The organism is Enterobacter sp. Ag1 (genome assembly GCA_000277545.1).
Taxonomy (GTDB): domain Bacteria; phylum Pseudomonadota; class Gammaproteobacteria; order Enterobacterales; family Enterobacteriaceae; genus Cedecea.
The window spans coordinates 147,080-170,765 of record AKXM01000040.1 but is presented as its reverse complement, the minus strand read 5'-3'; the positions used below and the strand labels follow the sequence as shown (position 1 = coordinate 170,765).

The 23,686-nt window shown below is 55.9% G+C and carries 21 protein-coding genes and 1 pseudogene; 1 reads left to right on the top strand and 21 read right to left on the bottom strand.

Features of this window, described 5'->3' with window-relative positions; all coding sequences use genetic code 11:
• Positions 1 to 2: 2 nt before the first annotated feature.
• The 7 genes and pseudogenes from menH to A936_RS24105 form a co-directional block, all read right to left on the bottom strand.
• Positions 3 to 776 carry a 2-succinyl-6-hydroxy-2,4-cyclohexadiene-1-carboxylate synthase gene (menH, locus tag A936_RS16625; RefSeq protein WP_008459802.1) on the bottom strand — a complete coding sequence of 258 codons (774 nt, stop codon included), beginning with the start codon at positions 774 to 776 and terminating at the stop codon, positions 3 to 5.
• Complete coding sequence (gene menD, locus A936_RS16620; protein WP_008459800.1) at positions 773 to 2,443, bottom strand: 2-succinyl-5-enolpyruvyl-6-hydroxy-3-cyclohexene-1-carboxylic-acid synthase; 1,671 nt, start codon at positions 2,441 to 2,443, stop codon at positions 773 to 775. Before menD ends, menH begins: the two co-directional genes overlap by 4 nt.
• A gap of 82 nt (positions 2,444 to 2,525) precedes the next feature.
• The gene (gene menF / locus A936_RS16615; protein WP_008459799.1) at positions 2,526 to 3,827 is read right to left on the bottom strand and encodes an isochorismate synthase MenF; all 1,302 of its coding nucleotides are present in this window, start codon (positions 3,825 to 3,827) and stop codon (positions 2,526 to 2,528) included.
• A 111-nt stretch (positions 3,828 to 3,938) separates the two neighbouring features.
• Positions 3,939 to 4,235, bottom strand: coding sequence for a stress response protein ElaB (gene elaB / locus A936_RS16610; RefSeq protein WP_008459793.1), 297 nt, complete (start codon positions 4,233 to 4,235; stop codon positions 3,939 to 3,941).
• 68 nt (positions 4,236 to 4,303) lie between these two features.
• Positions 4,304 to 4,753, bottom strand: coding sequence for a GNAT family N-acetyltransferase (locus A936_RS16605; protein WP_008459792.1), 450 nt, complete (start codon positions 4,751 to 4,753; stop codon positions 4,304 to 4,306).
• Between the two features lie 37 nt (positions 4,754 to 4,790).
• Positions 4,791 to 5,516: pseudogene (locus A936_RS16600) on the bottom strand (NmrA family NAD(P)-binding protein); the annotation flags it as partial.
• 15 nt (positions 5,517 to 5,531) lie between these two features.
• Positions 5,532 to 5,648 carry an NAD-dependent epimerase/dehydratase family protein gene (locus A936_RS24105; RefSeq protein ID WP_442892842.1) on the bottom strand — a complete coding sequence of 39 codons (117 nt, stop codon included), beginning with the start codon at positions 5,646 to 5,648 and terminating at the stop codon, positions 5,532 to 5,534.
• A 112-nt stretch (positions 5,649 to 5,760) separates the two neighbouring features.
• On the opposite strand from A936_RS24105, the gene A936_RS16595 reads away from it, so the two are divergent.
• Positions 5,761 to 6,663, top strand: a complete 903-nt coding sequence (locus A936_RS16595; protein ID WP_008459790.1) for a LysR family transcriptional regulator — start codon at positions 5,761 to 5,763, stop codon at positions 6,661 to 6,663.
• Positions 6,664 to 6,717: 54 nt separating this feature from the next.
• On the opposite strand, the gene nuoN is transcribed toward A936_RS16595, so the two are convergent.
• The 14 genes from nuoN to lrhA form a co-directional block, all read right to left on the bottom strand.
• Positions 6,718 to 8,175: an NADH-quinone oxidoreductase subunit NuoN gene (gene nuoN / locus A936_RS16590; RefSeq protein ID WP_008459789.1), complete on the bottom strand. Its 1,458-nt coding sequence runs from the start codon at positions 8,173 to 8,175 to the stop codon at positions 6,718 to 6,720.
• A 6-nt stretch (positions 8,176 to 8,181) separates the two neighbouring features.
• A complete protein-coding gene (gene nuoM, locus A936_RS16585; protein ID WP_008459787.1) occupies positions 8,182 to 9,711 on the bottom strand; it encodes an NADH-quinone oxidoreductase subunit M in 1,530 nt (509 codons plus the stop codon).
• Positions 9,712 to 9,832: 121 nt separating this feature from the next.
• The gene (nuoL, locus tag A936_RS16580; protein WP_008459786.1) at positions 9,833 to 11,674 is read right to left on the bottom strand and encodes an NADH-quinone oxidoreductase subunit L; all 1,842 of its coding nucleotides are present in this window, start codon (positions 11,672 to 11,674) and stop codon (positions 9,833 to 9,835) included.
• The gene (nuoK, locus tag A936_RS16575) at positions 11,671 to 11,973 is read right to left on the bottom strand and encodes an NADH-quinone oxidoreductase subunit NuoK (protein ID WP_008459783.1); all 303 of its coding nucleotides are present in this window, start codon (positions 11,971 to 11,973) and stop codon (positions 11,671 to 11,673) included. The genes nuoL and nuoK overlap by 4 nt, the downstream gene beginning before the upstream one ends.
• Positions 11,970 to 12,527, bottom strand: a complete 558-nt coding sequence (nuoJ, locus tag A936_RS16570) for an NADH-quinone oxidoreductase subunit J (RefSeq protein WP_008459782.1) — start codon at positions 12,525 to 12,527, stop codon at positions 11,970 to 11,972. The genes nuoK and nuoJ overlap by 4 nt, the downstream gene beginning before the upstream one ends.
• 10 nt (positions 12,528 to 12,537) lie before the next feature.
• Positions 12,538 to 13,080 carry an NADH-quinone oxidoreductase subunit NuoI gene (nuoI, locus tag A936_RS16565; RefSeq protein ID WP_008459780.1) on the bottom strand — a complete coding sequence of 181 codons (543 nt, stop codon included), beginning with the start codon at positions 13,078 to 13,080 and terminating at the stop codon, positions 12,538 to 12,540.
• A gap of 14 nt (positions 13,081 to 13,094) precedes the next feature.
• Entirely contained in the window at positions 13,095 to 14,072 is a 978-nt protein-coding gene (nuoH, locus tag A936_RS16560; protein ID WP_008459779.1) for an NADH-quinone oxidoreductase subunit NuoH, read from the bottom strand.
• Positions 14,069 to 16,792, bottom strand: coding sequence for an NADH-quinone oxidoreductase subunit NuoG (gene nuoG / locus A936_RS16555; RefSeq protein ID WP_008459778.1), 2,724 nt, complete (start codon positions 16,790 to 16,792; stop codon positions 14,069 to 14,071). Before nuoG ends, nuoH begins: the two co-directional genes overlap by 4 nt.
• A gap of 169 nt (positions 16,793 to 16,961) precedes the next feature.
• Complete coding sequence (nuoF, locus tag A936_RS16550) at positions 16,962 to 18,308, bottom strand: NADH-quinone oxidoreductase subunit NuoF (protein WP_008459777.1); 1,347 nt, start codon at positions 18,306 to 18,308, stop codon at positions 16,962 to 16,964.
• Positions 18,305 to 18,805, bottom strand: coding sequence for an NADH-quinone oxidoreductase subunit NuoE (gene nuoE, locus A936_RS16545; protein WP_008459776.1), 501 nt, complete (start codon positions 18,803 to 18,805; stop codon positions 18,305 to 18,307). The genes nuoF and nuoE overlap by 4 nt, the downstream gene beginning before the upstream one ends.
• A gap of 2 nt (positions 18,806 to 18,807) precedes the next feature.
• On the bottom strand, positions 18,808 to 20,619 hold the full coding sequence (gene nuoC, locus A936_RS16540) for an NADH-quinone oxidoreductase subunit C/D (RefSeq protein ID WP_008459775.1): 1,812 nt from the start codon (positions 20,617 to 20,619) through the stop codon (positions 18,808 to 18,810).
• A gap of 86 nt (positions 20,620 to 20,705) precedes the next feature.
• A complete protein-coding gene (gene nuoB, locus A936_RS16535) occupies positions 20,706 to 21,380 on the bottom strand; it encodes an NADH-quinone oxidoreductase subunit NuoB (protein ID WP_008459774.1) in 675 nt (224 codons plus the stop codon).
• A gap of 15 nt (positions 21,381 to 21,395) precedes the next feature.
• The gene (gene nuoA / locus A936_RS16530; protein ID WP_008459773.1) at positions 21,396 to 21,842 is read right to left on the bottom strand and encodes an NADH-quinone oxidoreductase subunit NuoA; all 447 of its coding nucleotides are present in this window, start codon (positions 21,840 to 21,842) and stop codon (positions 21,396 to 21,398) included.
• Between the two features lie 631 nt (positions 21,843 to 22,473).
• A complete protein-coding gene (gene lrhA / locus A936_RS16525) occupies positions 22,474 to 23,409 on the bottom strand; it encodes a transcriptional regulator LrhA (RefSeq protein ID WP_008459771.1) in 936 nt (311 codons plus the stop codon).
• Between the last annotated feature and the right edge of the window lie 277 nt (positions 23,410 to 23,686).

Genomic DNA, 23,686 nt, shown 5'->3' with positions numbered 1-23,686 from the left:
CCTTACAGGTCATATTGACGAAAGAGGGTTAACAGAGCGGAACTAAACGCGGCGGGAGCTTCACGGTGGGCGTTGTGTCCTGCCCCGGAAATAAGAGCCAGGGAACAGTTAAGCTCGGCGGCAACGGCGCGAAACTTTTCGTCTCGTTCACCGCAAATAAAATGAAACGGCGCGGCTAGCTGGCCAAGTGGCTCACGTAAATCGGGCTGTCGGGAAAGCGACGTTGCCTCAAGCATCCGGGCTAGCGTCTCGGGATTGTTTTGCGCACGCAGGGCGACTAAGTCAGTGCGTTGCGCGCGGCTGAGGGAACGGAAAACAGGCTGCTGATACCAGTCGTTCAACACGGTCTGGATATCTTCGTGCATCAAACGCTGCGCCCAGCGGGCATCGTTCAGCGCTCTCGCCTCGCGATCTGCCCCACTTATCAGGCCAGGATGACTGCCTTCTACCACCAGGCCACGCAGCCCTTTCGACTCAGCCTGACTGGCGTGATACATCGCGATGCGCCCGCCCAGGGAGTAGCCCACGAGCCAATAGTGATTTATACCGTGATGTTTGAGGGTATTTCGTAACGCGTTATCAACCTCGGCAAAACTCTGCACGTGAAGATCGGTGGAACCACCGTGGCCGGGCAGGTCTACGCACAGCTGCGGCCAGTCGGAAAAGTGCGGCTTAAGCGCCTGCCACTCATGATGGCTACCAAGAAAACCGTGCAGCCAGACTATGTGTGGCAGAGTTGAACGGTGGCCCGAATGCGGCGCGGCATGAAGGATCATGCCTGGCTAACCAGGGCCAGCAAATGCTGCAGCGTCTGAGCGCCGGCGGTTTCCGGCACGCTAATTTCAATCACCGTCGCGCCAGGGCGCAACCAGGCCCGACGAACGGCCTCTTCAAGCGCCTGCCAGTTTTCAGGGTTCTGATACCCCAACTCAAACATGGCGGCTGCGTGGGAGAAGTTCACGTTTTGCGGCATACAGTAAAAACGCTCACGCTCTTCGGCAGGCGTCGGCAAAAGTGAGAAGATCTGGCCACCGTTATTGTTGACCACCAGCAGCACAAACGGTGCCGAGGCGTGACGCAGCAGTGCAAGGGCATTAAGATCATAGAGCGCCGAAATGTCGCCGACTATCGCGAGCGTGGAGCGCGCCGTTGCCCGCTGAACGCCTGCGGCGGTTGACAGCAGGCCATCAATGCCGCTCGCCCCTCGATTGCTGTACACCGGATACCCCACGGGAAGCTGGGCAAAAGCATCGATCAAACGCACAATTAAACTGTTGCCCACAAACAGCTGGCCGCCTTCCGGCAGCAGCTGCGACAGGCGCTGGGCAACCTGTGCCTCACCAAATTCTCGGGTTCCTTGCTCAACCTTTTCCAGCGTCTGCCAGGCCAGAGACGTTAGCGCTTCGGCCCAGGGCAGGCGTTTTTCTGCCGGATGTTTTTCCAGCCAGGCTTCAACGCTGGCAACCAGACGGCGGCCACGGTGGTTGGCAGGATCGAGACGCCCGGGCTGCTTGTCCACCAGCCAGTACTCTTCCGGCCTGCAGGCGGCCTGCCACTGAAGAACCCGTTTTCCGGTCAGACTGCCGCCAAACTGGATGACAATTTGCGCCTGTTCAAGACAAGTCACGGCCTGGCTATTGCTCAGCCACAGATCCGCACACGGCAGAGGCTGTCCGGTCTGTGAAAGCACATCGCCGATAAGCGGCCAGCCAAGCATTTGCGCCCAGGCCGCGACCTGCTCACCTTCGCTGGCAGAAAGCCGTCCGGCCACTACCACGCCGCGTTTTTGCCGCCAGAAGAACCAGTCTCTTTGCTTCGGCACGGCATTGTCGTGCACTTCACGCAGCCAGGGCGTGTTGCCTTCCCACCAGCCTTCAAGCTGGTTTTGCCAGTCGACGCCGGTATCGTCCGGCGCGCCATAAAGTGGCTCAGCAAAGGGGCAATTGATATGCAGTGCGCCCCCGTTGAGCTGGCCGACGGCGCTGTCAATGGCAGAGACCAGCCAGCTGGCGTGAATATCATGCGTTGGGCGAGGCAGATTGAGTGCAGCGGAAGGATGGGAGTTAAACAGTCCCGGCTGGCGAATCGCCTGGTTCGCACCACAGTCGATAAGTTCGGGCGGGCGATCTGCCGTCAGCAAAATCAGCTTTTCGCCGGTCAATCCGGCTTCTATCACGGCAGGATAAAGATTGGCCACGGCGGTGCCGGAGGTGACAATGATTGCCACCGGCTCGCCGCTGGCTTTTGCCAGCCCAAGCGCCAGATGGCCCAGGCCCCGTTCATCAAAGTGAGTATGGCAAATGAAACTGCGGTTTTCCGCCGCGCTGAGCGTCAGCGGCGTGGAGCGGGAGCCGGGCGCGATACACACATGCCGCACCCCATGTCGGGTTAATGCTTCGAGTATGACGCCCGCCCAGCGGCGGTTAAATGAGCTTATCGACATAATATTGTCCGCAGTCAATTTCGACTTTCGATTATAAATACTATGGCAAGGGTTAAATTGATTTGCGTCGTGAATAGCTTATTCAGTTACCACTGCCGATCAGTAACGTCTTCAAACCGGCCGCTTTGTTTTCAATTTCCTGCCACTCTTCTGCGGCAACCGAGCCGGCGACAATGCCCGCCCCGGCATAAAGGCGAACGCCGGTATGGCTCACTTTTGCCGAGCGCAGCGCCACACAAAACTCCGTTTGATGGCGGGACAGATAACCCGCCGAACCTGCGTACCATTCACGCGCAAAAGGCTCATTCGCGGCAATAAATGCCCGAGCCAGCTCACGCGGTAACCCCGCCACGGCGGCGGTAGGCTGCAGCTGTTTAAGGCAAAGCGCATCGTCCTGACGCTTCAGCCGCGTCCAGATGCAGCGACGCAAATGCTGCACTTTGCGCAGCCGCATAACCTGCGGCGGCAGCACATCCAGTGCACCAACCGCAGCCTGTAAGCGCTGGCAGATGTCTTCGACCACCAGCATATTTTCACGCTGGTTTTTGTCATCTTTCAGCAGCCACTGGCCTAGTGTAGCGGCCTGAGCATCGTCCGGGTGGTTAGCTACCGTTCCGGCCAGGGCCTCCGTTCGCAGCGCATCGTCGATTCTTCGCCACAGGCGTTCCGGGCTGGAGCCAAGAAAGGCATTTTTCGCATCAAACGCCATCAGGAAATGGTAGCAGTTCAGGTTCACCCGGCGGCTGGCGGCCATGAATCCTGCGGCAGAAACCGGGGAAGAAAACGCCAGATCGGTGGCCCGGGCGAGCACGACTTTATCCAGCGCTTTCTGGCTGATGGCGCTGACAGCCTGATCCACCAGGCGGTTCCATTCGGGCTGCTCCGGCAGATGGCTTTCACCCAGGCATTTGAGATTGAGCTGCGGGAGAAGTTTCGCCGGCAGAAGCTGCTCAATAAAAGCCGCAGCCGCCAACGCATCCTGCTTCAAGGAAGTTTCGCTGTACAGATGCAGCCAAAGAAACGCCTCCCCACCTACTCGCCGCCATTCCAGCCGCGAGAGAAAAAGAAAACCGTGGGACGGATCAAAGGCATTTAATCCCCAGACGCGCAGGAAAGGCTGTTCCGGGTGGGACTGCAGAAAAGCCTGGGCGTCTTCCAACGCAGAAAAACTCAGCAATGCCCCCAGGGCAGCCACTTCTTCGTTACCGTTGCGCTGCTGCCAGTAAAATTGGGGATAACGTGACTGAGCCGTGAGCCAGGCGAGAGGATCGGAGGCGTCACTCAGCGTGACCGGCACGCACAGGCGCTGAAGGCCCGGCTTATCCGCAAATTCCCCTGCTAATTCCTGCTGCATTTGCTGCAGTGCGACGGCTACTGAATTCACGTTTACCTCACGCCCCGTAAAAACCCCTGATTATACGTGGTCGTTCCCACAAAAAAAAATCCTACCCAGGGGGTAAGATTTTTTATTTGCCATTTGCAGGCGCGATCAAGATTATCGGCGAAGCAAAAGCCCAACCATCAACCCGACTGCAGCCCCGATGCCAATACCTTGCCAGGGCTTTTCATGCACGTAATCATCGGCGCGGTAGACTGCTTTTTTGGTGCGGTAATAGTAAGTGTCGGAAGCGTTGCTGATGCGTGCTTTGACGTCATTCAGCGCCTGCTCGGCCTTTTCCTTTAGCTCAATGTACTTCTGGTCAGCCGGGTCGCCGGAGGCGCGAAGCACTTCTTCAAGCGTGTCGCTTAAAAGTGCGAGGTCATCATCGAGACGAGATTCATACGGTTGCATCACTGTTCTCCGTGTTAAAAAATTTCTCGTCCGCTAACTATAGACAACCGGAGCTGATTTCGCCTGCGTTAGCCGTTGGCCATCCCGACATGCGGAATACCATCTTCGTCATACACTTCGGTGACCGGGTAGAAGCCGAACTGGGCATAAAACGCCTGTAAATGCGCCTGAGCGCCCAGGTAAATTACACGGTCAGGCCATTGGCGCTGGCAGGCGGCAAGCGCCTGAGTCATGAGCTGTTGCCCAAGCTTTTCGCCGCGCACCGACGCATCAACAATAACCCGGCCAATGACCACCGGCTCCAGCTCGTTGTCACTCTTTAGAATGCGGGCATAGGCAATCAGTTTGCCGTCCCGCCAGCCGAGGATATGGCGGTTCTCTCCCACCAAGTCCTCACCATCAACATCCAGATATGCACAACGCTGCTCAACAATAAAGACTTCGCAGCGCAGGGCCAAAAGGGCATAAAGGTCGGTGGCGCTCAGTTCAGAATGGTGTAAATCCTGCCAGTTAAGCATTGAAAAACTCCTTTTGATTCAGGCGCCACCTGACGGATTACTGGTGCCGCTCAAGCAACTGTTTTAGCACAGTTTCCAGAGGCGTGGCACCTTTCACCGTATCGCCGGTGAAATCAATCCAGCCTTCGTTAAAGCCGTCCAGCATCTGCATGCGTGGGAGCGGGTTTTTCATGCCCTGAGCAAGGAAATCTGCCTCCCAGTTTTCCCGCGGCACGGCTTTTACCGTTACCGGCCGCCCCAAAACTTGAGAGAACGCTTCGGCTGCCAGCTGCGGGCTGTAGCGCTGCGGTCCTTCCAGTTCCACAATCCGGGTTCCTGATTCTGGCTGAGTCAATAATTCGGCGGCAAGCTGGCCGATATCGACTGTCGCAATCATTGGGATAACGCGCTCAAGCGGCTGCAGGTGGCTGTAGATAGTCCCGGTCTCTTTGGCACTTTCTACATCCCAGAGGAAGTTCTCCATAAACCAGCCCGCGCGGAGGAACGCGACGGAATCACAAACATCCGTCAGCTCTTTTTCCATCAGGCCCAGAGCATTCAGCAGGTTTGGCTGCGTTGCCTGCGCCCCGATGGTTGAAAGGCAGACCACGTGCTGCGGGCGCGCAGCCAGCAGTGCGTGCCTGATGGCCGAGATGTGGGCTCTTGGTTCAGCCATATTCCCTGAAGGATCGAACACCGGCGGCAGCAGGATAAAGACCGCTTCGGCCCCGGTGAAGGCTTGTGCCAGCGCTTCGCCATCGAACATTTCAGCCAGCGCAACGTCTGCGCCCTGCTGTGCCTAGGGCTGTCCCTTAGCTTCAGAGCGGACGACGGCCCGAATCTCATGCCCTTGAGCAAGCAATGCTTCTGCCAGTGCACCGCCAACTTGTCCGGTAATACCTGTAATTGCGAACATAATGTTTCTCCAGTTAGAGATCCCCCGCAGGGTGTGGACGGCATTATGCGGATGCAGCTATGTTGTATCGATAGCACCTAAGACAATTCACTGATGACTGCGGAGCACTAATATGATTTTTAACGATCGGACCTTTAATGGTCTGTCCGTGTTTACCGCCGTAGTGGAAAGCGGCACGTTTGCCGCCGCCGCGGAGGTGATCAATATGTCCCCACCCGGGGTCAGCCGGGCGATTGCCCGCCTGGAGAAACGCCTCGGCATCCGCCTTTTTGACCGCACTACCCGCGCAGTGGCATTGACCGTTGAAGGCAAAGCGTTTTATCGTCAGATCCTTCCGCTGCTGGCCGCGCTGGAGGACGTGACCAGCACCGCGTCGCTAGCCACTAAAGCCATTACCGGCAGACTTCGGGTCAACATCGATCCGTTCTTCTCTAGCCTGATCCTGGGGCCTCAACTGGAAACTTTTATGTCCCGCTATCCCGATCTTAAACTGGATCTGGTCACAAGCGATCGGCTGGGGGATATGATTGGCGATGGTTTCGATCTGGCTGTTCGTTTTGGCGTGCCTCGAAATAGCACGCTGGTGGCACGCAAGCTGCTGGAAACTCGCATCATGACGGTTGCCACCCCGGCCTATCTAGCGCGGCACGGCAGGCCTGAAACACCACAGGCGCTATTGGGGCATACCTGCATTCATTTCCGCGATCCGGAAACCGGCAGGCCGTTTGAATGGGAGTTTCATCGTAAAGGAGAAGTGATTAAAGTCCCGGTCAGCGGCCGCCTGACGCTGAACGACGCCCGCACTTTGCATGAAGCCTGCCTGAGCGGGCACGCGATTGCCCAGATGATGACGTTTGGCTCTGACGATCTTGTGAAACAGGGACTGTTGGTGGATTTATTTCCCGACTGGCCGGACGAGCGTTTTCCGCTTTATGCTTACTACCCTTCACGTATCAATCCCGCCGCACGCACCCGCTGTTTTCTGGATTTTATCCTCGAGCTAGCCAAAAACTAAGCCCATAAAAAAACCGCCAGCAAGTGGCGGTTTTGAACTGTCTTGTTAACCCGATTACATCAGCGGCTGCGCCAGCTGCACCAGGCTGATAAGCGGCTGCGGATAAATACCGAGCAACAGCACCAGCAGGGAGGAGATCAGCACCACTACGCCGCCCGCAGTCAACGCCCAGTTAGATGGGGTGTCGCGGTTAAGCTGCTGAGGCGCGCTCAGGTACAGACTCACGGTCACGCGCAGGTAGTAGTACAGGCCGATGGCACTGCCCAGAACCACGGCGCCGGTCAGCCACCACAGGTGAGCCTGAACGCCCACGGCAATGATGTAGAACTTACCGATGAAGCCCAGGGTCATTGGGATACCCGCCAGAGAAAGCATCATCACGGTCATCACCGCCGAAAGCACCGGCTTGTGCCAGAACAAACCGCGGTAGGAGAACAGTGAGTCGGCATCCGGGCCACGGTACGGGCTGGACATCAGGCTAACCACGCCGAATGCACCCAGGCTGCTGAACAGGTAAGCGGCCAGATAAACCCCTACCGCTTCCATCGACATGTTACCGGTTTGCAGCGCAATCAGTGCCACCAACAGGTAACCGAGGTGTGCGATGGAAGAGTAGCCCAGCAGACGCTTAATGTTGGACTGGTTCAGCGCCATCAGGTTACCGAACAGGATTGACGCGAAGGCGATAATACCCAGCACGACGCGAACCGCTTCGCTGTTGCCCACTGGGGCGTACAGGAACAGACGCATCACCACGCCAAAGATGGCGATTTTGCTGGCGGTTGCCAGGAAGGTGGAAACCGGGGCAGGCGCGCCCTGGTATACGTCTGGGGTCCACAGGTGGAACGGCACCAAAGAAAGCTTGAAGCCAAGACCGACGATCATCAGACCCAGGCCCGCCAGCAGCAGAGGTTCGTGCAGCATGTTGTCCGCCAGGCTCTTGCCGAGGCTAACAAACGACAGGCTACCGGAATCAGCGTATACCAGCGCCATACCGAACAGCAGGAAGGACGATGCCGCCGCTGACAGAATGGTGTACTTGATGCTCGCTTCCAGAGAACGCTTCTGGCGGAAGGCGTAGCCAACCAGGCCGAACAGCGGCAGAGAGATCAGCTCAATGCCGAGGAACAGCGCCGCGAGGTGGTTCGCATTAGCCAGCAGAATACCGCCCAGGGCAGCAATCAGGACCAGCAGATAGAACTCTTCGCGGTTGTCGGTGTAGCCCTGCAGCCACGGATAAGCAAAGGTACAGGTTGCCAGGCTCGCCAGCAGTACCAGCCCGGTGTAGAGCATGGCGTAGCCGTCAACGCGCATCAGCGGGGTGACATCCATCGCCCCTGCCTGACCGACAAACCACAGTGAAATCAGCGCGGCGTTAAGGCCGATAACCGACAGCGTAGCATTCAGAAAATGGTCGCGTCGCCACGCAATGGAGAGCATCACAACCACCACCGTCAATCCGACGATCAACAGCGGTAGCAGCGCGATCAAATGTTGAGGAGTTATTGTCATGGCGAATTACGGCCTTGTAGTAGAAAGTGAACTGGTAAACCACTGCTGAATATTGCTCATCGCAGAATGCGAGGTATCCAGAATCGGCTGCGGGAAGAAGCCCAGCAGAACTAACAGCACCACCAGCAACAGAATGATAAAGAACTCGCGCATGGACATGCCAGGCAGTTGTTTATCGCTGATTTCGCTCTTAGCTTTCCCGAAGTACGCGCGATGCAGCATCGCCAGAGAGTAAACAGAGGCAAAGACCAGACCGAAGGTTGAAATCACGGTAATGACCGGCACAACGTGGAAGCTGCCGAACAGGATCATGAATTCACCGACGAAGTTACCGGTCCCGGGCATACCCAGCGTGGCAACAGCGAAGAACATCGACAGACCAGGCAGCCATTTAATTTTGTTCCACAGGCCGCCCATCATGCGCATGTCACGCGTGTGCAGACGCTCGTAAAGCTGACCGCAGATGATGAACATACCCGCCGCGGACAGACCGTGAGCGATCATCTGAATTACCGCGCCCTGGTAAGCCAGCTGGTTGCCGGTGTAGATAGCAATCAGCACGAAGCCCATGTGGGAAACGGAGGTATAAGCTATCAGGCGTTTAATGTCGGTCTGGGCAAAGGCCATCCACGCGCCGTAGAAGATGCCGATGACACCCAGCCACATGGCGATTGGTGCAAATTCAGCAGACGCTTCAGGGAACAGCGGCAGAGAGAAACGCAGCAGGCCGTAGGCCGCAGTTTTGAGCAAGATACCTGCCAGGTCAACGGAACCCGCCGTTGGTGCCTGGGAGTGCGCATCCGGCAGCCAGCCGTGAAGAGGAACCACCGGCATTTTTACCGCGAAGGCGATAAAGAAGCCCAGCATCAGCAGCCACTGTACACCGTGGGACATCGGCGTTTTCAGCAACAGCTCATAGTTGAAGGTCCATACGCCGGTCGCATTGTAGTGCACAAACACCAGACCCAGGATAGCAATCAGCATCACCAGGCCGCTCGCCTGGGTATAGATGAAGAACTTGGTCGCGGCGGTAATACGCGTCTTCCCGTCGGAGGCTTTGTGGCCCCACAGCGCAATCAGGAAGTACATCGGCACCAGCATCATTTCCCAGAAGAAGAAGAACAGGAACATGTCGATGGCAAGGAACACGCCGATAACGCCGCCGAGGATCCACATCAGGTTGAGGTGGAAGAAGCCCTGATATTTTTCGATTTCATTCCAGGAACAGAGCACCGCCAGCACGCCAAGCAGGCCGGTCAGCACCACCATCAGCAGCGACAGACCGTCGAGCGCCAGGTGAATATCAATGCCAAAACGTGTGATCCATTTCAGAATGTACTCTGACTGCCACTGCGGCAAACCCGCCGACTGCGTCAGAGAATAGCCACCCTGCAACCACAATTGCAGAGACAGTGCCAGTGTCAGCCCCATGGTGATCAGCGCAATCCAGCGAGGCACTTTCACGCCGAAGCGTTCGGTCTGCCAGCAGAAGAAGCCGCCGATAAAGGGGATTAGTATTAGCCAGGGTAATAGCATGGCGTTTGAGTCCCTAAGTCAAAATAATTCTTAAACATCGCTCACTTCCCAGCGCCAGAGGAGGTATTAAGCCCCACTCCGACCCTCTCTCAACAGAGAGAGGGGGATGGAAGAAATCCTGTTAACGCAGAACCAGCAGCAGGCCGAGAACTACAACGGCACCGATGCTCATGGACGCAACATACCAGCGCAGATAACCGTTCTCGCTCACCAGCAGGCCGCGGCCAGCAAAGCGGGAGAGAACTGCCGGAATGTTCATCAAAGCATTCAGCGGGTCACGGCGCAGCAGCCACGCAATACCGAGGAATGGCTTGACGAAAATCATGTCGTACAGCCAGTCGAAGCCCCAGGCATTGAACCACCAGGTACCGAAGAAACGCCCCAGTGCGCTGTTCGCAAGCGACGTCACCAGAGTACGTTTACCCAGCCACAGGAAGGCGGCAATCAGGATACCGGCAATGGCGACGACGCCGGAGATGATCTCCAGGGTCAGCACGCTGCCGTGCGCAAGTTCAGTGGTTTCCGGCAGTACGCCGCGCAGCGGTGGCACAATCATTGCGCCAACGAAGGTGGACAGCACCAGCAGAACAACCAGCGGCAGGTGGTGGGTAATCCCCTTCCCTGCGTGAGCGTGAATTTTTTCTTCACCGTGGAACGTAATGAAAATCATGCGGAAGGTGTAGAGCGAGGTCATAAACGCCCCGACCAGGCCCGCAACCATCAGGTTGATGTGGCCGTTCGCCATCGCACCGGCAAGAATTTCATCTTTACTGAAGAAGCCTGCGGTAATCAGCGGCAGAGCGGACAGCGCCGCGCCCCCAACCAGGAAGCAGACATACACCAGCGGAATAGACTTACGCAGCCCACCCATCTTGAAGATGTTTTGTTCGTGATGGCACGCCAGAATCACCGAACCGGATGACAGGAACAGCAACGCTTTAAAGAACGCGTGGGTCATCAGGTGGAAGATTGCCGCATCCCACGCCTGCACGCCCAGCGCCAGGAACATGTAGCCAATCTGGCTCATGGTGGAGTAAGCGAGTACGCGTTTGATGTCGGTCTGTACCAGCGCGGCAAAGCCTGCCAGCACCAGCGTGATCGCACCTACGATACCCACCAGATGCAGAATTTCCGGGGTCATCAGGAACAGGCCATGGGTACGGGCAATCAGGTAGACGCCCGCGGTAACCATGGTAGCCGCGTGAATCAGCGCAGAAACCGGGGTTGGGCCCGCCATCGCATCCGCAAGCCATGTTTGCAGCGGAAGCTGTGCAGACTTACCGACCGCACCGCCTAACAGCATAAGGGTTGCCCAGGTCAGCATTTGGTTGCCGGCAGCGAAGTGCTGCGGTGCCAGCTCAACCATTTCGCGGAAGTTCAGCGTGCCCAGCTCGTTGTAGAGGATGAACAGGCCGAAGGCCAGGAACACGTCCCCGACGCGAGTCACCACGAACGCTTTCATTGCCGCCGCGTTGTTCTTCGGATCGGTGTAGTAGAAACCGATCAGCAGGTAAGAACAGAGGCCCACGCCTTCCCAGCCGAGATACATCAGCAGCAGGTTGTCGGCAAGGACCAGAACCACCATGCTGGCGATGAACAGGTTGGTGTAGGCGAAGAAGCGGGAATAACCCTCTTCACCGCGCATGTACCAGGAAGCGAACATGTGGATCAGGAAGCCGACACCGGTAACCACAGAAAGCATGGTCAGGGACAGGCCGTCCAGCACCAGGTTGAAGCCGATATTAAAATCACCGACCGCCATCCAGGTCCACAGCGGCTGAGTGAACGCCTGCTGCCCGTTGTTAAAGAAATCAACCCCGGCAATGGCGGTGACTACCGCCGCCAGACCTACAGAGCCCATCCCGATGGTTGCGGACAGGTTTTCTGACCAGCGGCCGCGGGAAAATGCCAACAGTAAAAAGCCAATCAATGGCAGAACAATGGTTAACCAGAGAAGGTTCATCCACGCATCTCACTTACTGAATCGATATTCAGATTCTGGCGACGACGATGGAGCTGCAGTAACAGCGCGAGGCCAATACTGGCTTCGGCAGCAGCTAAGCTAATCGCGAGTATATACATCACCTGACCGTCAGCCTGGCCCCAGTAGCTGCCGGCAACCACGAAGGCCAGCGCGGCGGCGTTAATCATCACTTCCAGGCTGATCAGCATGAACAGCAGGTTGCGGCGGATGACCAGCCCGGTCAGTCCCAGCACGAACAGAATGGCGGCGAGGATCAGTCCATGTTGCAGCGGGATCATACGTTCTCCTCCGTTTTTCTTCTCACGGCCATGTCAGCAGGGCGATTGCTCAGCACCTCACCGGCACGGTCTTCACGACCCAGGTGGAACGCAACGACCAGACCCGCCAGCAGCAGCATGGAGGCCAGCTCCACCGCCAGTACGTAAGGCCCGAACAGCGCGATACCGACCTGCTTCGCATCGATGGACGTGCCATCAATACCCTGGTCGTTAACGGTGCGGATGGCGTAAATCAGAACCACCAGCAGCACTGCAGACAGGACGCCAGGCCCAATCCACAGCTGCGGTTTCAGCCACTCGCGTTCCTGCTGCTGAACCGCGTTACCGAGGTTAAGCATCATCACCACGAAGACGAACAGCACCATGATAGCCCCGGCATACACGATGATCTCCAGCGCACCGGCGAAGTAAGCTCCGAGGGAGAAAAACACCCCGGAGATCGCCAGCAGCGAGATGATCAGGTACAGCAGCGCATGCACTGGATTGGTGTGAGTGATCGTCCGAAGGGTCGTCAGGACGGCCACAATGGCGCAGATATAAAAAGCGAATTCCATTCCTGACTCCTTAAGGTAACAGGCCTTTGACGTCGATAGGCTTAGCTTCATTTTCCGCTTCGCCCTTATCTTTGCCGTCGATTGCCATACCTGCCATCCGATAGAAGTTATATTCCGGGTATTTGCCCGGACCGGAGATCAGCAGATCCTCTTTCTCGTACACCAGATCCTGGCGCTTATACTCACCCAGCTCAAAGTCCGGGGTAAGCTGAATCGCGGTGGTTGGACAGGCTTCTTCGCACAGGCCACAGAAGATGCAGCGTGAGAAGTTGATGCGGAAGAACTCCGGATACCAACGACCGTCTTTCATCTCGGCTTTCTGCAGGGAAATACAGCCTACCGGGCAGGCTACCGCACACAGGTTACAGGCAACGCAGCGCTCTTCACCGTCCGGGTCGCGCGTCAGCACGATACGGCCACGGTAGCGCGGCGGCAGATACACTGGTTCTTCCGGATACATGCGGGTTTCGCGCTTGGCGAAAGCGTGCATGCCGATCATCCAGATACTGCGTACCTGGGTGCCGAAACCAACCACTAACTCTTTCAATGTCATGGTTTTTTCACCCCTTATGGTGCCTGGTAAAGAATGACCGCGGCGGTCACCAGCAAGTTGATTAGCGTCAGCGGCAGGCAAACTTTCCAGCCGAAGGACATCACCTGGTCATAACGTGGACGAGGCAGTGCGGCGCGAATCAAAATGAACATCATCATGAAGAACGCGGTTTTCAGCGCGAACCAGATGAACGGTGGTAACCACGGGCCATGCCAGCCACCAAAGAACAGCGTCACAATCAGTGCAGAAACGGTGACGATGCCGATGTATTCCCCGACGAAGAACAGACCGAACTTCATACCGGAATACTCGATGTGATAACCATCGGCCAGTTCCTGCTCGGCTTCCGGTTGGTCAAACGGGTGACGGTGGCAAACCGCAACGCCGGCAATCGCAAAGGTCACGAAGCCGAAGAACTGCGGGATGATGTTCCACAGATGTGCCTGGTTGTTGACGATGTCGGCCATATTAAAGGAACCGGCCTGCGCCACCACGCCCATCAGGGAAAGCCCCAGGAACACTTCATAACTCAGGGTCTGCGCGGAAGCACGCATCGCACCAAGCAGGGAGTATTTGTTGTTACTGGACCAGCCAGCGAACAGCACGGCGTACACCGCCAGGCCCGCCAGCATCAGGAAGAACAGGATCCCGATGTTCAAATCCGCCACCACCCAGCTTGGGCTGACCGGCACAATAGCAAAGGCCAGCAGCAGCGAGGTGAACGCGATCATGGGTGCAAGCGTAAAGATCACGCGGTCAGAAAACTTAGGGATCCAGTCCTCTTTAAAGAACATCTTGATCATGTCCGCAACCAGCTGGAGTGAACCACCCCAGCCTACGCGGTTCGGTCCGTAGCGGTTCTGGAACAGACCGAGCAGACGACGTTCGCCGAAACTCATGAATGCCCCACAGGTCACCACGACCAGTAGAATGACAACCGCTTTGAGGATGCTCAGCAGAATGTCGATAACTTCCGGTGTCAGCCAGCTCATTGCGCAGCCTCCTGCAGATTTTCAAGACGAGCACCGGCAAGCACTGGCGCAATCCCCGGCATCCCCATCGGCAAACCAACCTGCCCTGCAACCAGACCTTCGGACAGCTGCAGCGGCAGACTCAGCGTCTGGCCTTCGTAGCTGAAGGAGATCAGGCTTCCGGCGTTAACGCCAAGCTTCGCGGCATCGGCCGGGTTCAGCTTGATGTAAGGCTCAACCATACGCTTCTGGAACACAGGAGAACGCTGGGACAGCTCGTCGCTACCAAACAGGTGGTAGTACGGCGCGATTCGCCATTTGCCCTCTTCCGCGTGGAAGGTATCCGGCACGGAAGTGAAGTAGTCCAGGCCCGTTTCAGAGGCTTCGATCAGGCGCACGCCCGGATCGCCGTGGCGCAGATGACCGCCCACTTCGGCCTGGAATTTGTTCCATGCTTGCGGGGAGTTCCAGCCTGGAGCCCAGGCAAACGGAATCTGCTGACGGTCGGCCAGCGGGCTGTTGTTCCCTTCCATCGAGAAGGCAAACATCGTGTCTTTATCCTGCGGCTGACGCGGTTCGTGCACGCTGATATTGGCGCGCATAGCGGTGCGTCCGCTCGAACGGATAGGAGAACGGGACAGCTTCTGACCTTTGATACGGAAGGAAGCATCCGGCGCGGCATCTTTAATACCGGCTAACTGAGGCAATACCTTCACGCAGGCGTCAATCACATGGTCAAGCTGCGTCCAGTCAACGTCACGGCTCTGCACGGTGCTGTGCAGCGAGTGCAGCCAGCGCCAGCTTTCGAACATCGTCACGCTGGTGTCGTAGTAAGCCGGGTCATAAACCTGGAAGAAACGCTGGGCGCGGCCTTCGTTGTTGATCACCGTCCCGTCGCTTTCTGCAAAGCTCGCCGCGGAAAGTACCAGGTGTGCTTTGTCCATGATGGCCGTACGCTGATGGTCAATAACCATTACCAGAGGGGCTTTACTCAGCGCCGCATCTACACGGGCAGCGGAAGCATGGCGATGGAGGTCGTTTTCCAGCACCACTACCGCATCGGCAGCGCCGCTTTCCAGCTCGCTCAGAGCCTCTTCCAAAGAGCCACCGCCGATCATGCCGAGGCCAACGCTGTTAACCGCGCGAGCAATCATGGTGACGCCGACGTCTGCACCGCGGCCCTTCAGCGCTTTAGCCACGTTGGCTGCCGCCTGAATCACAGCTTCGCTACCGGCGTTCGTCCCGGAAACAATCAGAGGTTTCTTCGCACCGGCCAACGCCTGCACGATAACGTCCACTTTGTTTTTCAGGTCACGATCCAGTTCAACCGCCGGAGAGTTGATGTCCAGCGCATTGGCAATCGCAAAACCAAGGCGAGCCTGATCTTCAACCGGCGCACGGTAAGTCCATGCGGCGATATCATCCAGGCGAGTGCTATCCACGTTGGTGACAAACAGCGGATGCTTAGCGTTCTGACCGATGTTCAGGATTGCGGCGATCTGCCAGTCAGCCACTTTCTGAGCCGCTGCCATTTCACGCGCCTTGCCTTTGACCGCCTGACGGATAGCCAGAGCAGCACGAGCGCCGGTCTGGGTAACGTCTTCGCCCAGGATCAGCACCGCATCGTAAGATTCGATTTCACGCAGCGCAGGCGTGTGAACGCCGCTGTCACGCAGCACTTTCAGCATCAGCTGCAGGCGAGCCTGCTCACCTGCCGCAATACCGGTGTAGAAGTTTTCAGCGCCAACCAGCTCGCGCAGAGCAAAGTTGCTTTCCACGCTTGCGCGCGGAGAACCGATGCCGATCACTTTCTTCGACTGACGCAGGATATCCGCCGCACCCTGCATTGCCTGTTCGGCGTTCAGGGTAATGAGGTCATCACCACGGCGCTGAATTGGCTGACGCGGACGGTCTTTCAGGTTCACATAGCCATAACCGAAACGGCCGCGGTCGCACAGGAAGTAGTGGTTCACGGTGCCGTTGTAGCGGTTTTCGATACGACGAAGTTCGCCGTAACGTTCACCCGGGCTGGTGTTACAGCCCAGCGAGCACTGCTGGCAGATGCTCGGTGCGAACTGCATATCCCACTTACGGTTGTAGCGTTCGGAATGCGTTTTGTCGGTGAATACGCCGGTCGGGCAAATTTCTACCAGGTTACCGGAGAACTCGCTTTCCAGCGTGCCGTCTTCCGGACGACCGAAGTAGACGTTGTCGTGCGCGCCGTAAACGCCCAGGTCTTTACCGTCTGCGTAGTCTTTGTAGTAACGCACGCAGCGGTAGCAGGCGATACAGCGGTTCATTTCATGAGAGATGAACGGACCGAGATCCTGATTGCGGTGAGTACGCTTGGTAAAGCGGTAGCGACGGAAGCTATGACCGGTCATCACGGTCATATCCTGCAGGTGGCAGTTGCCGCCCTCTTCACAGACCGGACAGTCGTGCGGGTGGTTAGTCATCAACCATTCCACAACGCTTTCACGGAACTGTTTCGCTTCGCCATCATCAATAGAGATGAAGGTCCCGTCGGAGGCCGGTGTCATACAGGACATCACCAGGCGACCGCGAGTGTCTTCCGCGTTCTGATATTGCTTCACCGCACACTGGCGGCAAGCACCGACGCTGCCCAGCGCCGGATGCCAGCAAAAATAAGGAATATCAAGACCGAGGGAGAGACAAGCTTCTAGCAAGTTGTCTGCTCCGTTGACCTCGTATTCTTTGCCGTCTACATGAATCGTAGCCATAGTCAGCATGCTTCCAGTTGGCCTGAATAACTTCAGGCGTTAATCAAAAATTCTTGTGCGAACCACCTTCGCCCTCACCCCGGCCTTCTCCCCCAGGAGAGGGAGAAAATCACCGGTCGATCCCCTCTCCCTCAGGGTGAGGGGTAGGGTGAGGGTGAAAAGCTGTCTATCACCAGCGCGTTTTTAACAGGTTCGGCTGAATACCATTAATGGCACGCAGATTTCCGTAATCCTGTTTGGCAATGCCTGCTTCGAATTCGTCGCGGAAATATTTAATCGCACTCTGCAATGGCTCAACGGCACCCGGCGCGTGGGCACAGAAGGTTTTACCTGGACCCAGATGGCGGCAAAGCTGCTCCAGGGTTTCGATATCCCCCGGCTGTCCTTCGCCGCGCTCAAGCGCGCGCAGGATTTTTACGCTCCACGGCAAACCATCGCGGCACGGTGTACACCAGCCGCAGGATTCACGGGCAAAGAACTCTTCCAGGTTACGCACCAGCGGCACCATACCAATTTCATGGTCAACCGCCATTGCCAGCGCCGTACCGAGACGGCTGCCTGCTTTACCAATACTTTCAAATTCCATCGGCAGGTCGAGATGAGCTTCCGTCAGGAAGTCGGTCCCCGCCCCACCCGGCTGCCAGGCTTTAAACTTCAGGCCATCACGCATGCCGCCGGCGTATTCTTCCAGGATTTCGCGAGCGGTTGTGCCGAACGGCAATTCCCAGACGCCAGGGTTTTTCACGCGGCCAGAGAAGCCCATCAGCTTGGTGCCGGCATCTTTACTCATGCCGCCGCCAATGCCCTGATACCACTCCACGCCGTTAGCCAGAATAGCCGGGACGTTACACAGGGTTTCGACGTTGTTTACACAGGTCGGTTTACCCCAAACGCCGCTTGATGCCGGGAACGGTGGCTTAGAACGTGGGTTCGCACGACGGCCTTCCAGGGAGTTAATCAGCGCGGTTTCTTCCCCGCAGATATAACGCCCGGCTCCGGTGTGTACGAACAGTTCGAAATCGAAACCGGAACCCAGGATGTTCTTACCCAGCAGGCCCGCTTCGGTGGCTTCGGCAATCGCGCGACGCAGGTGGTCTGCCGCCTCGATGTACTCACCACGCAGGAAGATGTATCCACGGTATGCTTTCAGCGCAAAAGCGGAAATCAGCATGCCTTCCACCAGCAGGTGAGGCAGTTGCTCCATCAGCAGGCGGTCTTTATAGGTGCCTGGCTCCATTTCATCGGCGTTACACAGCAGGTAACGGATGTTCATGGACTCGTCTTTCGGCATCAGGCTCCACTTCAAACCGGTGGAAAAGCCCGCGCCGCCGCGCCCTTTCAGGCCAGCGTCTTTTACCGCAATCACGATTTCATCTGGCGCCATGCCGGTCAGCGCTTTACGCGCGCCTTCATAGCCGTTTTTGCTACGGTATTCGTCAAGCCAGACCGGCTGTTTGTCATCGCGCAGACGCCAGGTCAGCGGATGGGTTTCGGCAGTACGAATAATCGTCTTCATTTATACTGCTCCAGCAAGTCAGGGATGGCTTCCGGCGTCAGATGGCTGTGAGTGTCCTCATCAATCATCATGGTCGGCCCCTTGTCGCAGTTCCCCAGGCAGCAGGTTGGCAGCAGGGTAAAGCGGCCGTCAAACGTAGTCTGGCCCGGCTTGATGTTCAGTTTGGCTTCGATAGCCGACTGAATGCCCTGGTAACCGGTGATATGGCAAACCACGCTGTCGCAGTAGCGAATCACGTGGCGGCCAACCGGCTGGCGGAATATTTGGCTATAGAAAGTGGCCACACCTTCTACATCGCTCGCCGGGATACCCAGCACGTCAGCAATCGCGTAGATGGCACCATCTGGCACCCAACCGCGCTGTTTCTGAACGATTTTCAGCGCTTCGATAGAGGCCGCACGGGCATCTTCGTAATGGTGTTTCTCGTGCTCAATCGCCTCACGCTCTGCCGCACTCAGCTCAAAAGCTTCAGCCTGGTTTTGTTGGTTATCGTGCATAGTTAGCGATCCACATCAGACATTACAAAATCGATACTACCCAGATAGACAATCAGGTCAGAAACCAGGCTGCCGCGGATCGCCGCCGGAATTTGCTGCAGGTGCGCAAAGCTCGGGGTACGGATACGGGTACGATAGCTCATGGTGCTAGCGTCGCTGGTCAGGTAGTAACTGTTAATCCCTTTCGTTGCCTCAATCATCTGGAAGGATTCATTGGCCGGCATGACCGGGCCCCAGGAAACCTGCAGGAAGTGAGTGATCAGGGTTTCGATATGCTGCAGCGTGCGCTCTTTCGGCGGCGGCGTAGTCAGCGGATGATCCGCTTTGAACGGGCCGGCTGGCATATTTTTCAGACACTGCTCAAGGATGCGCAGACTCTGGCGCAGCTCTTCAACTTTCAGCATAACGCGGGTGTAGCAGTCGCTGATGCCACCGCCAACCGGGACTTCGAAATCGAAGTTCTGGTAGCCGGAGTAAGGACGAGCCTTACGCACGTCGAAGTCGATACCGGTGGCGCGCAGGCCAGCACCGGTGGTGCCCCACTCCAGCGCTTCTTTCGCGGTATAGGCTGCAACGCCCTGGGAACGGCCTTTCAGAATGGTGTTGCGCAGCGCGGCTTTCTCATAAGAATCCAGGCGCTTCGGCATCCACTCCAGGAACTCTTTCAGCAGGCGTTCCCAGCCCTTCGGCAGGTCGTGTGCAACACCGCCAATACGGAACCAGGCCGGGTGCATACGGAAACCGGTAATCGCTTCCACCAGATCGTAGATTTTCTGACGATCGGTAAACGCGAAGAAGACCGGCGTCATGGCGCCTACGTCCTGAATAAAGGTGGAGATGTACAGCAGGTGGCTGTTGATACGGAACAGCTCAGAGAGCATAACGCGGATAACTTCAACGCGTTCCGGCACGACGATGCCAGCCAGCTTTTCAACCGCCAGCACGTAAGGCATTTCGTTGACGCAACCGCCGAGGTACTCAATACGGTCGGTATACGGAATGTAGCTGTGCCAGGACTGACGCTCACCCATCTTCTCAGCACCACGATGGTGGTAGCCGATATCCGGCACGCAGTCGACGATCTCTTCGCCGTCCAGCTGCAGGATGATACGGAAAGCACCGTGCGCGGAGGGGTGGTTCGGCCCCAGGTTCAGGAACATGAAGTCTTCATGTTCGCTGCTGCGCTTCATGCCCCACTCTTCAGGCTTGAAGGTCAGCGCTTCCATTTCCAGATCTTCTTTCTGTTTAGTCAGGATAAACGGATCGAATTCGGTGGCGCGCGCCGGGTAGTCTTTACGCAGCGGGTGGCCTTCCCAGGTCGGCGGCATCATGATGCGCGTCAGGTGCGGGTGACCATTAAAGGTGATGCCAAACATCTCCCAGGTTTCACGCTCATACCAGTTGGCGTTCGGGAAGAGTTTGGTCAGCGTCGGCAGGTTGAGATCGTTTTCAGACAACGCCACCTTGAGCATGATATCGCGATTGCGTTCAATGGAAATCAGGTGGTAGAAAACGGAAAAATCCGCAGCCGGTAAACCGTTGCGGTGTGTGCGTAGACGCTCATCCATGCCATGCAGGTCGAACAGCATAACGTAGGGTTTTGGTGATTTCTTAAGGAAATCGACCACTTCCAGTAACTGTTCACGCTTAACCCAAACGACGGGCACCCCGGTGCGGGTTGGCTGAACGGTAAAGGCATCCGGCCCAAAACGGTTACGCAATTCGCCAATGACCGGATCATCCAGGTGATCCCTTGTCTGCCAGGCTGGCATAGCGGCGTCTTGCGCGGTTAAATCGGTCATAGTTCTCACCATTGCAAATGGTTCTGTGGTGACTGCGTTCAGTGTCTTTGTTTTTATATTATTGATATACAAAGACGCTCACTGACCGCAGGCGCTAATTAAATCTCGTCCGGCGTCCGCAGGTTGGTGACCGCGATACGCTCGCCGCGCTTACGCTCACGCTCGGACTGCATGTTGGCGCGGTAAACGCCCTGATCGCCAACGACCCACGACAGCGGGCGGCGCTCTTTACCGATAGACTCCTGCAACAGCATCAACGCCTGCATGTAAGCCTCCGGACGCGGCGGGCAACCTGGGATGTACACATCAACCGGGATAAATTTATCGACACCTTGCACAACGGAATAGATGTCGTACATGCCGCCAGAGTTAGCGCAGGCGCCCATGGAAATGACCCATTTAGGCTCCAGCATCTGATCGTAAAGGCGCTGAATTACCGGAGCCATTTTGGTGAAGCAGGTACCGGCCACCACCATCAGGTCAGCCTGACGAGGAGAAGCACGTAAAACTTCTGCACCGAAACGCGCCACGTCATGTACAGCGGTAAACGAGGTCACCATCTCTACATAGCAGCAGGAAAGGCCAAAGTTGTATGGCCAGATTGAGTTTTTGCGACCCCAGTTCACCACATCGTGCATAGCATGCTCGAGCTTGCCCATGTAAACGCTGCGGTTAATCTCTTGTTCGAGGGGATCGGTTACGATCTCCTGCTTTTGCAGGGGGTAACGGTCATTCTCACCGTTGGGGTCTATGCGGGTGAGCGTATAGTCCATCTTATTGCCTCGCTATTACTGCGTATGACGGTTAGTGAGACTGTCTGTTTCCGGGTTGATTTTCTCACGACGCGAACGCGCAGGAGTCCAATCCAGAGCGCCAACGCGCACCAGATAAACCAGACCAGCCAGTAGCACTAAAATGAAAATTGCGGCCTCGACGAAGCCAATCCAACCGCTTTCACGGATAGAAGTTGACCACGCGTAGAGATACAAGGCTTCCACGTCAAAAATAACGAAGAACATGGCGACCAGGTAAAACTTGGCGGAGAGACGTAGACGCGCCGTACCAACGGAGTCGATGCCCGACTCGAAGGGGGTGTTTTTGTGCCGTGCCTTAGCTCGTCCGCCAAGGAACCAGCCCCCGACAAGCATCAAACAACACAGGCCAACGGCGACAATAAGAAAGACAGCGAACGCCCAGTGATGAGCGATAACTTCAGTGGATGTTGACATACTCATTGCTTACTCATCAAAAGTGGCGCCAAAGTCTCTGCTCTTGTTGGCAGATGAACGCCACATCGATTCATGGGGAGGAACAATCAACCGTACAATAACTACCGGAAATAATACGTAGGCAGCCAATTGATGGGGTTTTTTACTCCTTTCTATAACCTTTTGTCAACTTTAACAAAAGTATCCACACATTAATTTACACCGACAGCAATTCATTAACATTTAATGCGTTAAAACTCATCAACACTCGCGTAAAGACCAGATTTAGATGAGGGTGAATCGTGTCCGTTCCGTGTGAAAAAATAAACAGCCCCTATATTTTGGCAGGAAATTACAACTATTCCTCCCCCCAAGAGGGAGTATTTTCTTGATCTGAGACACGCTTTTGTTAATCCACTTCAAAAAGAAGCAACATTGTTATGCGTTTTTTAACATTACTTGGCCTTTGCATGAAGTTTTTGCGCATAAAACGAGCGAAAATAAACATGCAACCAATATATTGAATTTGTTAGAAAAGATGAGCACCCACGTGATTTAATGAAAATCAGGTATAAAAAATGGGCCGTTGGCGTAAAAAAAACCACCAACGACCCATTTTGTATCTTTAATATTTTGTTACTAACTAGTCGACCTGCAGCTACTCAAAATCCCCTTCAACCAGCAGCGTGTCGTCCCCTTCACTTCCCACGGTGTTATAACGGTATGGGTTTTCCGGCGTAGCCAGCGCACTGAAGATCGCTTGCGCCAGCTCATTACCACTTTCGGGGTTTTTACACAGCAGATATTGGGTTTCAGGTAAAATAGGCAGTCCTTCTGACGCCCCCAGCACACGAAGTTCCGGACTCATCATTTCAACCGGCCTGGCCGTTACGCCTAATCCCGCTTTTACGGCGGCCCTGACCGCGGCAAGCGTAGAGGCGACATAAGAAATACGCCATGGCGTCTGGCTGGCATCAAGATGTTCGAGCATCATATCGCGGTACGGGCTTGGATCGTCCAGCATCACCAGCGGCAGCGCTTCCCCACTTTGAAAGACATAATCGGCGGCGCAGTACCACAGCGTAGGCGAGGTTCGCAGGACAATGGCATCAAAGTTAGAAGGGTTTGATGTCGTCACCACCAAATCGACCTCATGCTGATTAAGCATTTCGATCATAAAGGGGTTGCGTTTGACCCTGACATCCAGCGCAAGCTTGGGGTAAACCGAACTGATGCGGTTTAACAGGAACGGCAGGATGGTGTCCGCCGTTTCATCGGAGGCGCCAAGGGTAAGCGACCCTTGCAGGTTGTTAAACATCAGCGAAGAGCACGCTTCATCATTAAAGCGTAGGATTTTACGCGCATAGCCCAGCAGTTGAATGCCGTGCTCGGTGAGCAGTTTATTGCGGCCATGTCGGGCAAAAAGCTCTTTCCCAACTAATTGCTCGAGGCGCTGCATCTGTTGGCTTACAGCGGATTGAGTACGGCACACTGCCGCTGCCGCTGCCGCAAAGGTATTGAGATCGGCGACCGCAACGAATGTCCTCAGCAGATCGAGGTCGAGGTTCAGTATCGGACGATTTGCGTTAATCATAATTTATTCACTAATAGGTTGCTCTTTCGAGTCTGCCCTGGTTGTATTGCTATGATTTATCAAAGAGATAAAGCAATTCCTTTTACCGAATGTCTCCGGTAGTCTTGGCCGCATACGTTAGCGACGGTTCTGTTTGTTATTTTTGTATTCCCCGGCATGTCCCAATAATCTAAAACACACCCAAACGGGATATTAAGCAGGTCAGGATAAGAAAAAAACCACCAACTCATCGTACCAGTCGACTATTTTAAAACTGCGTTAGAAAGGTAAGTCAGCT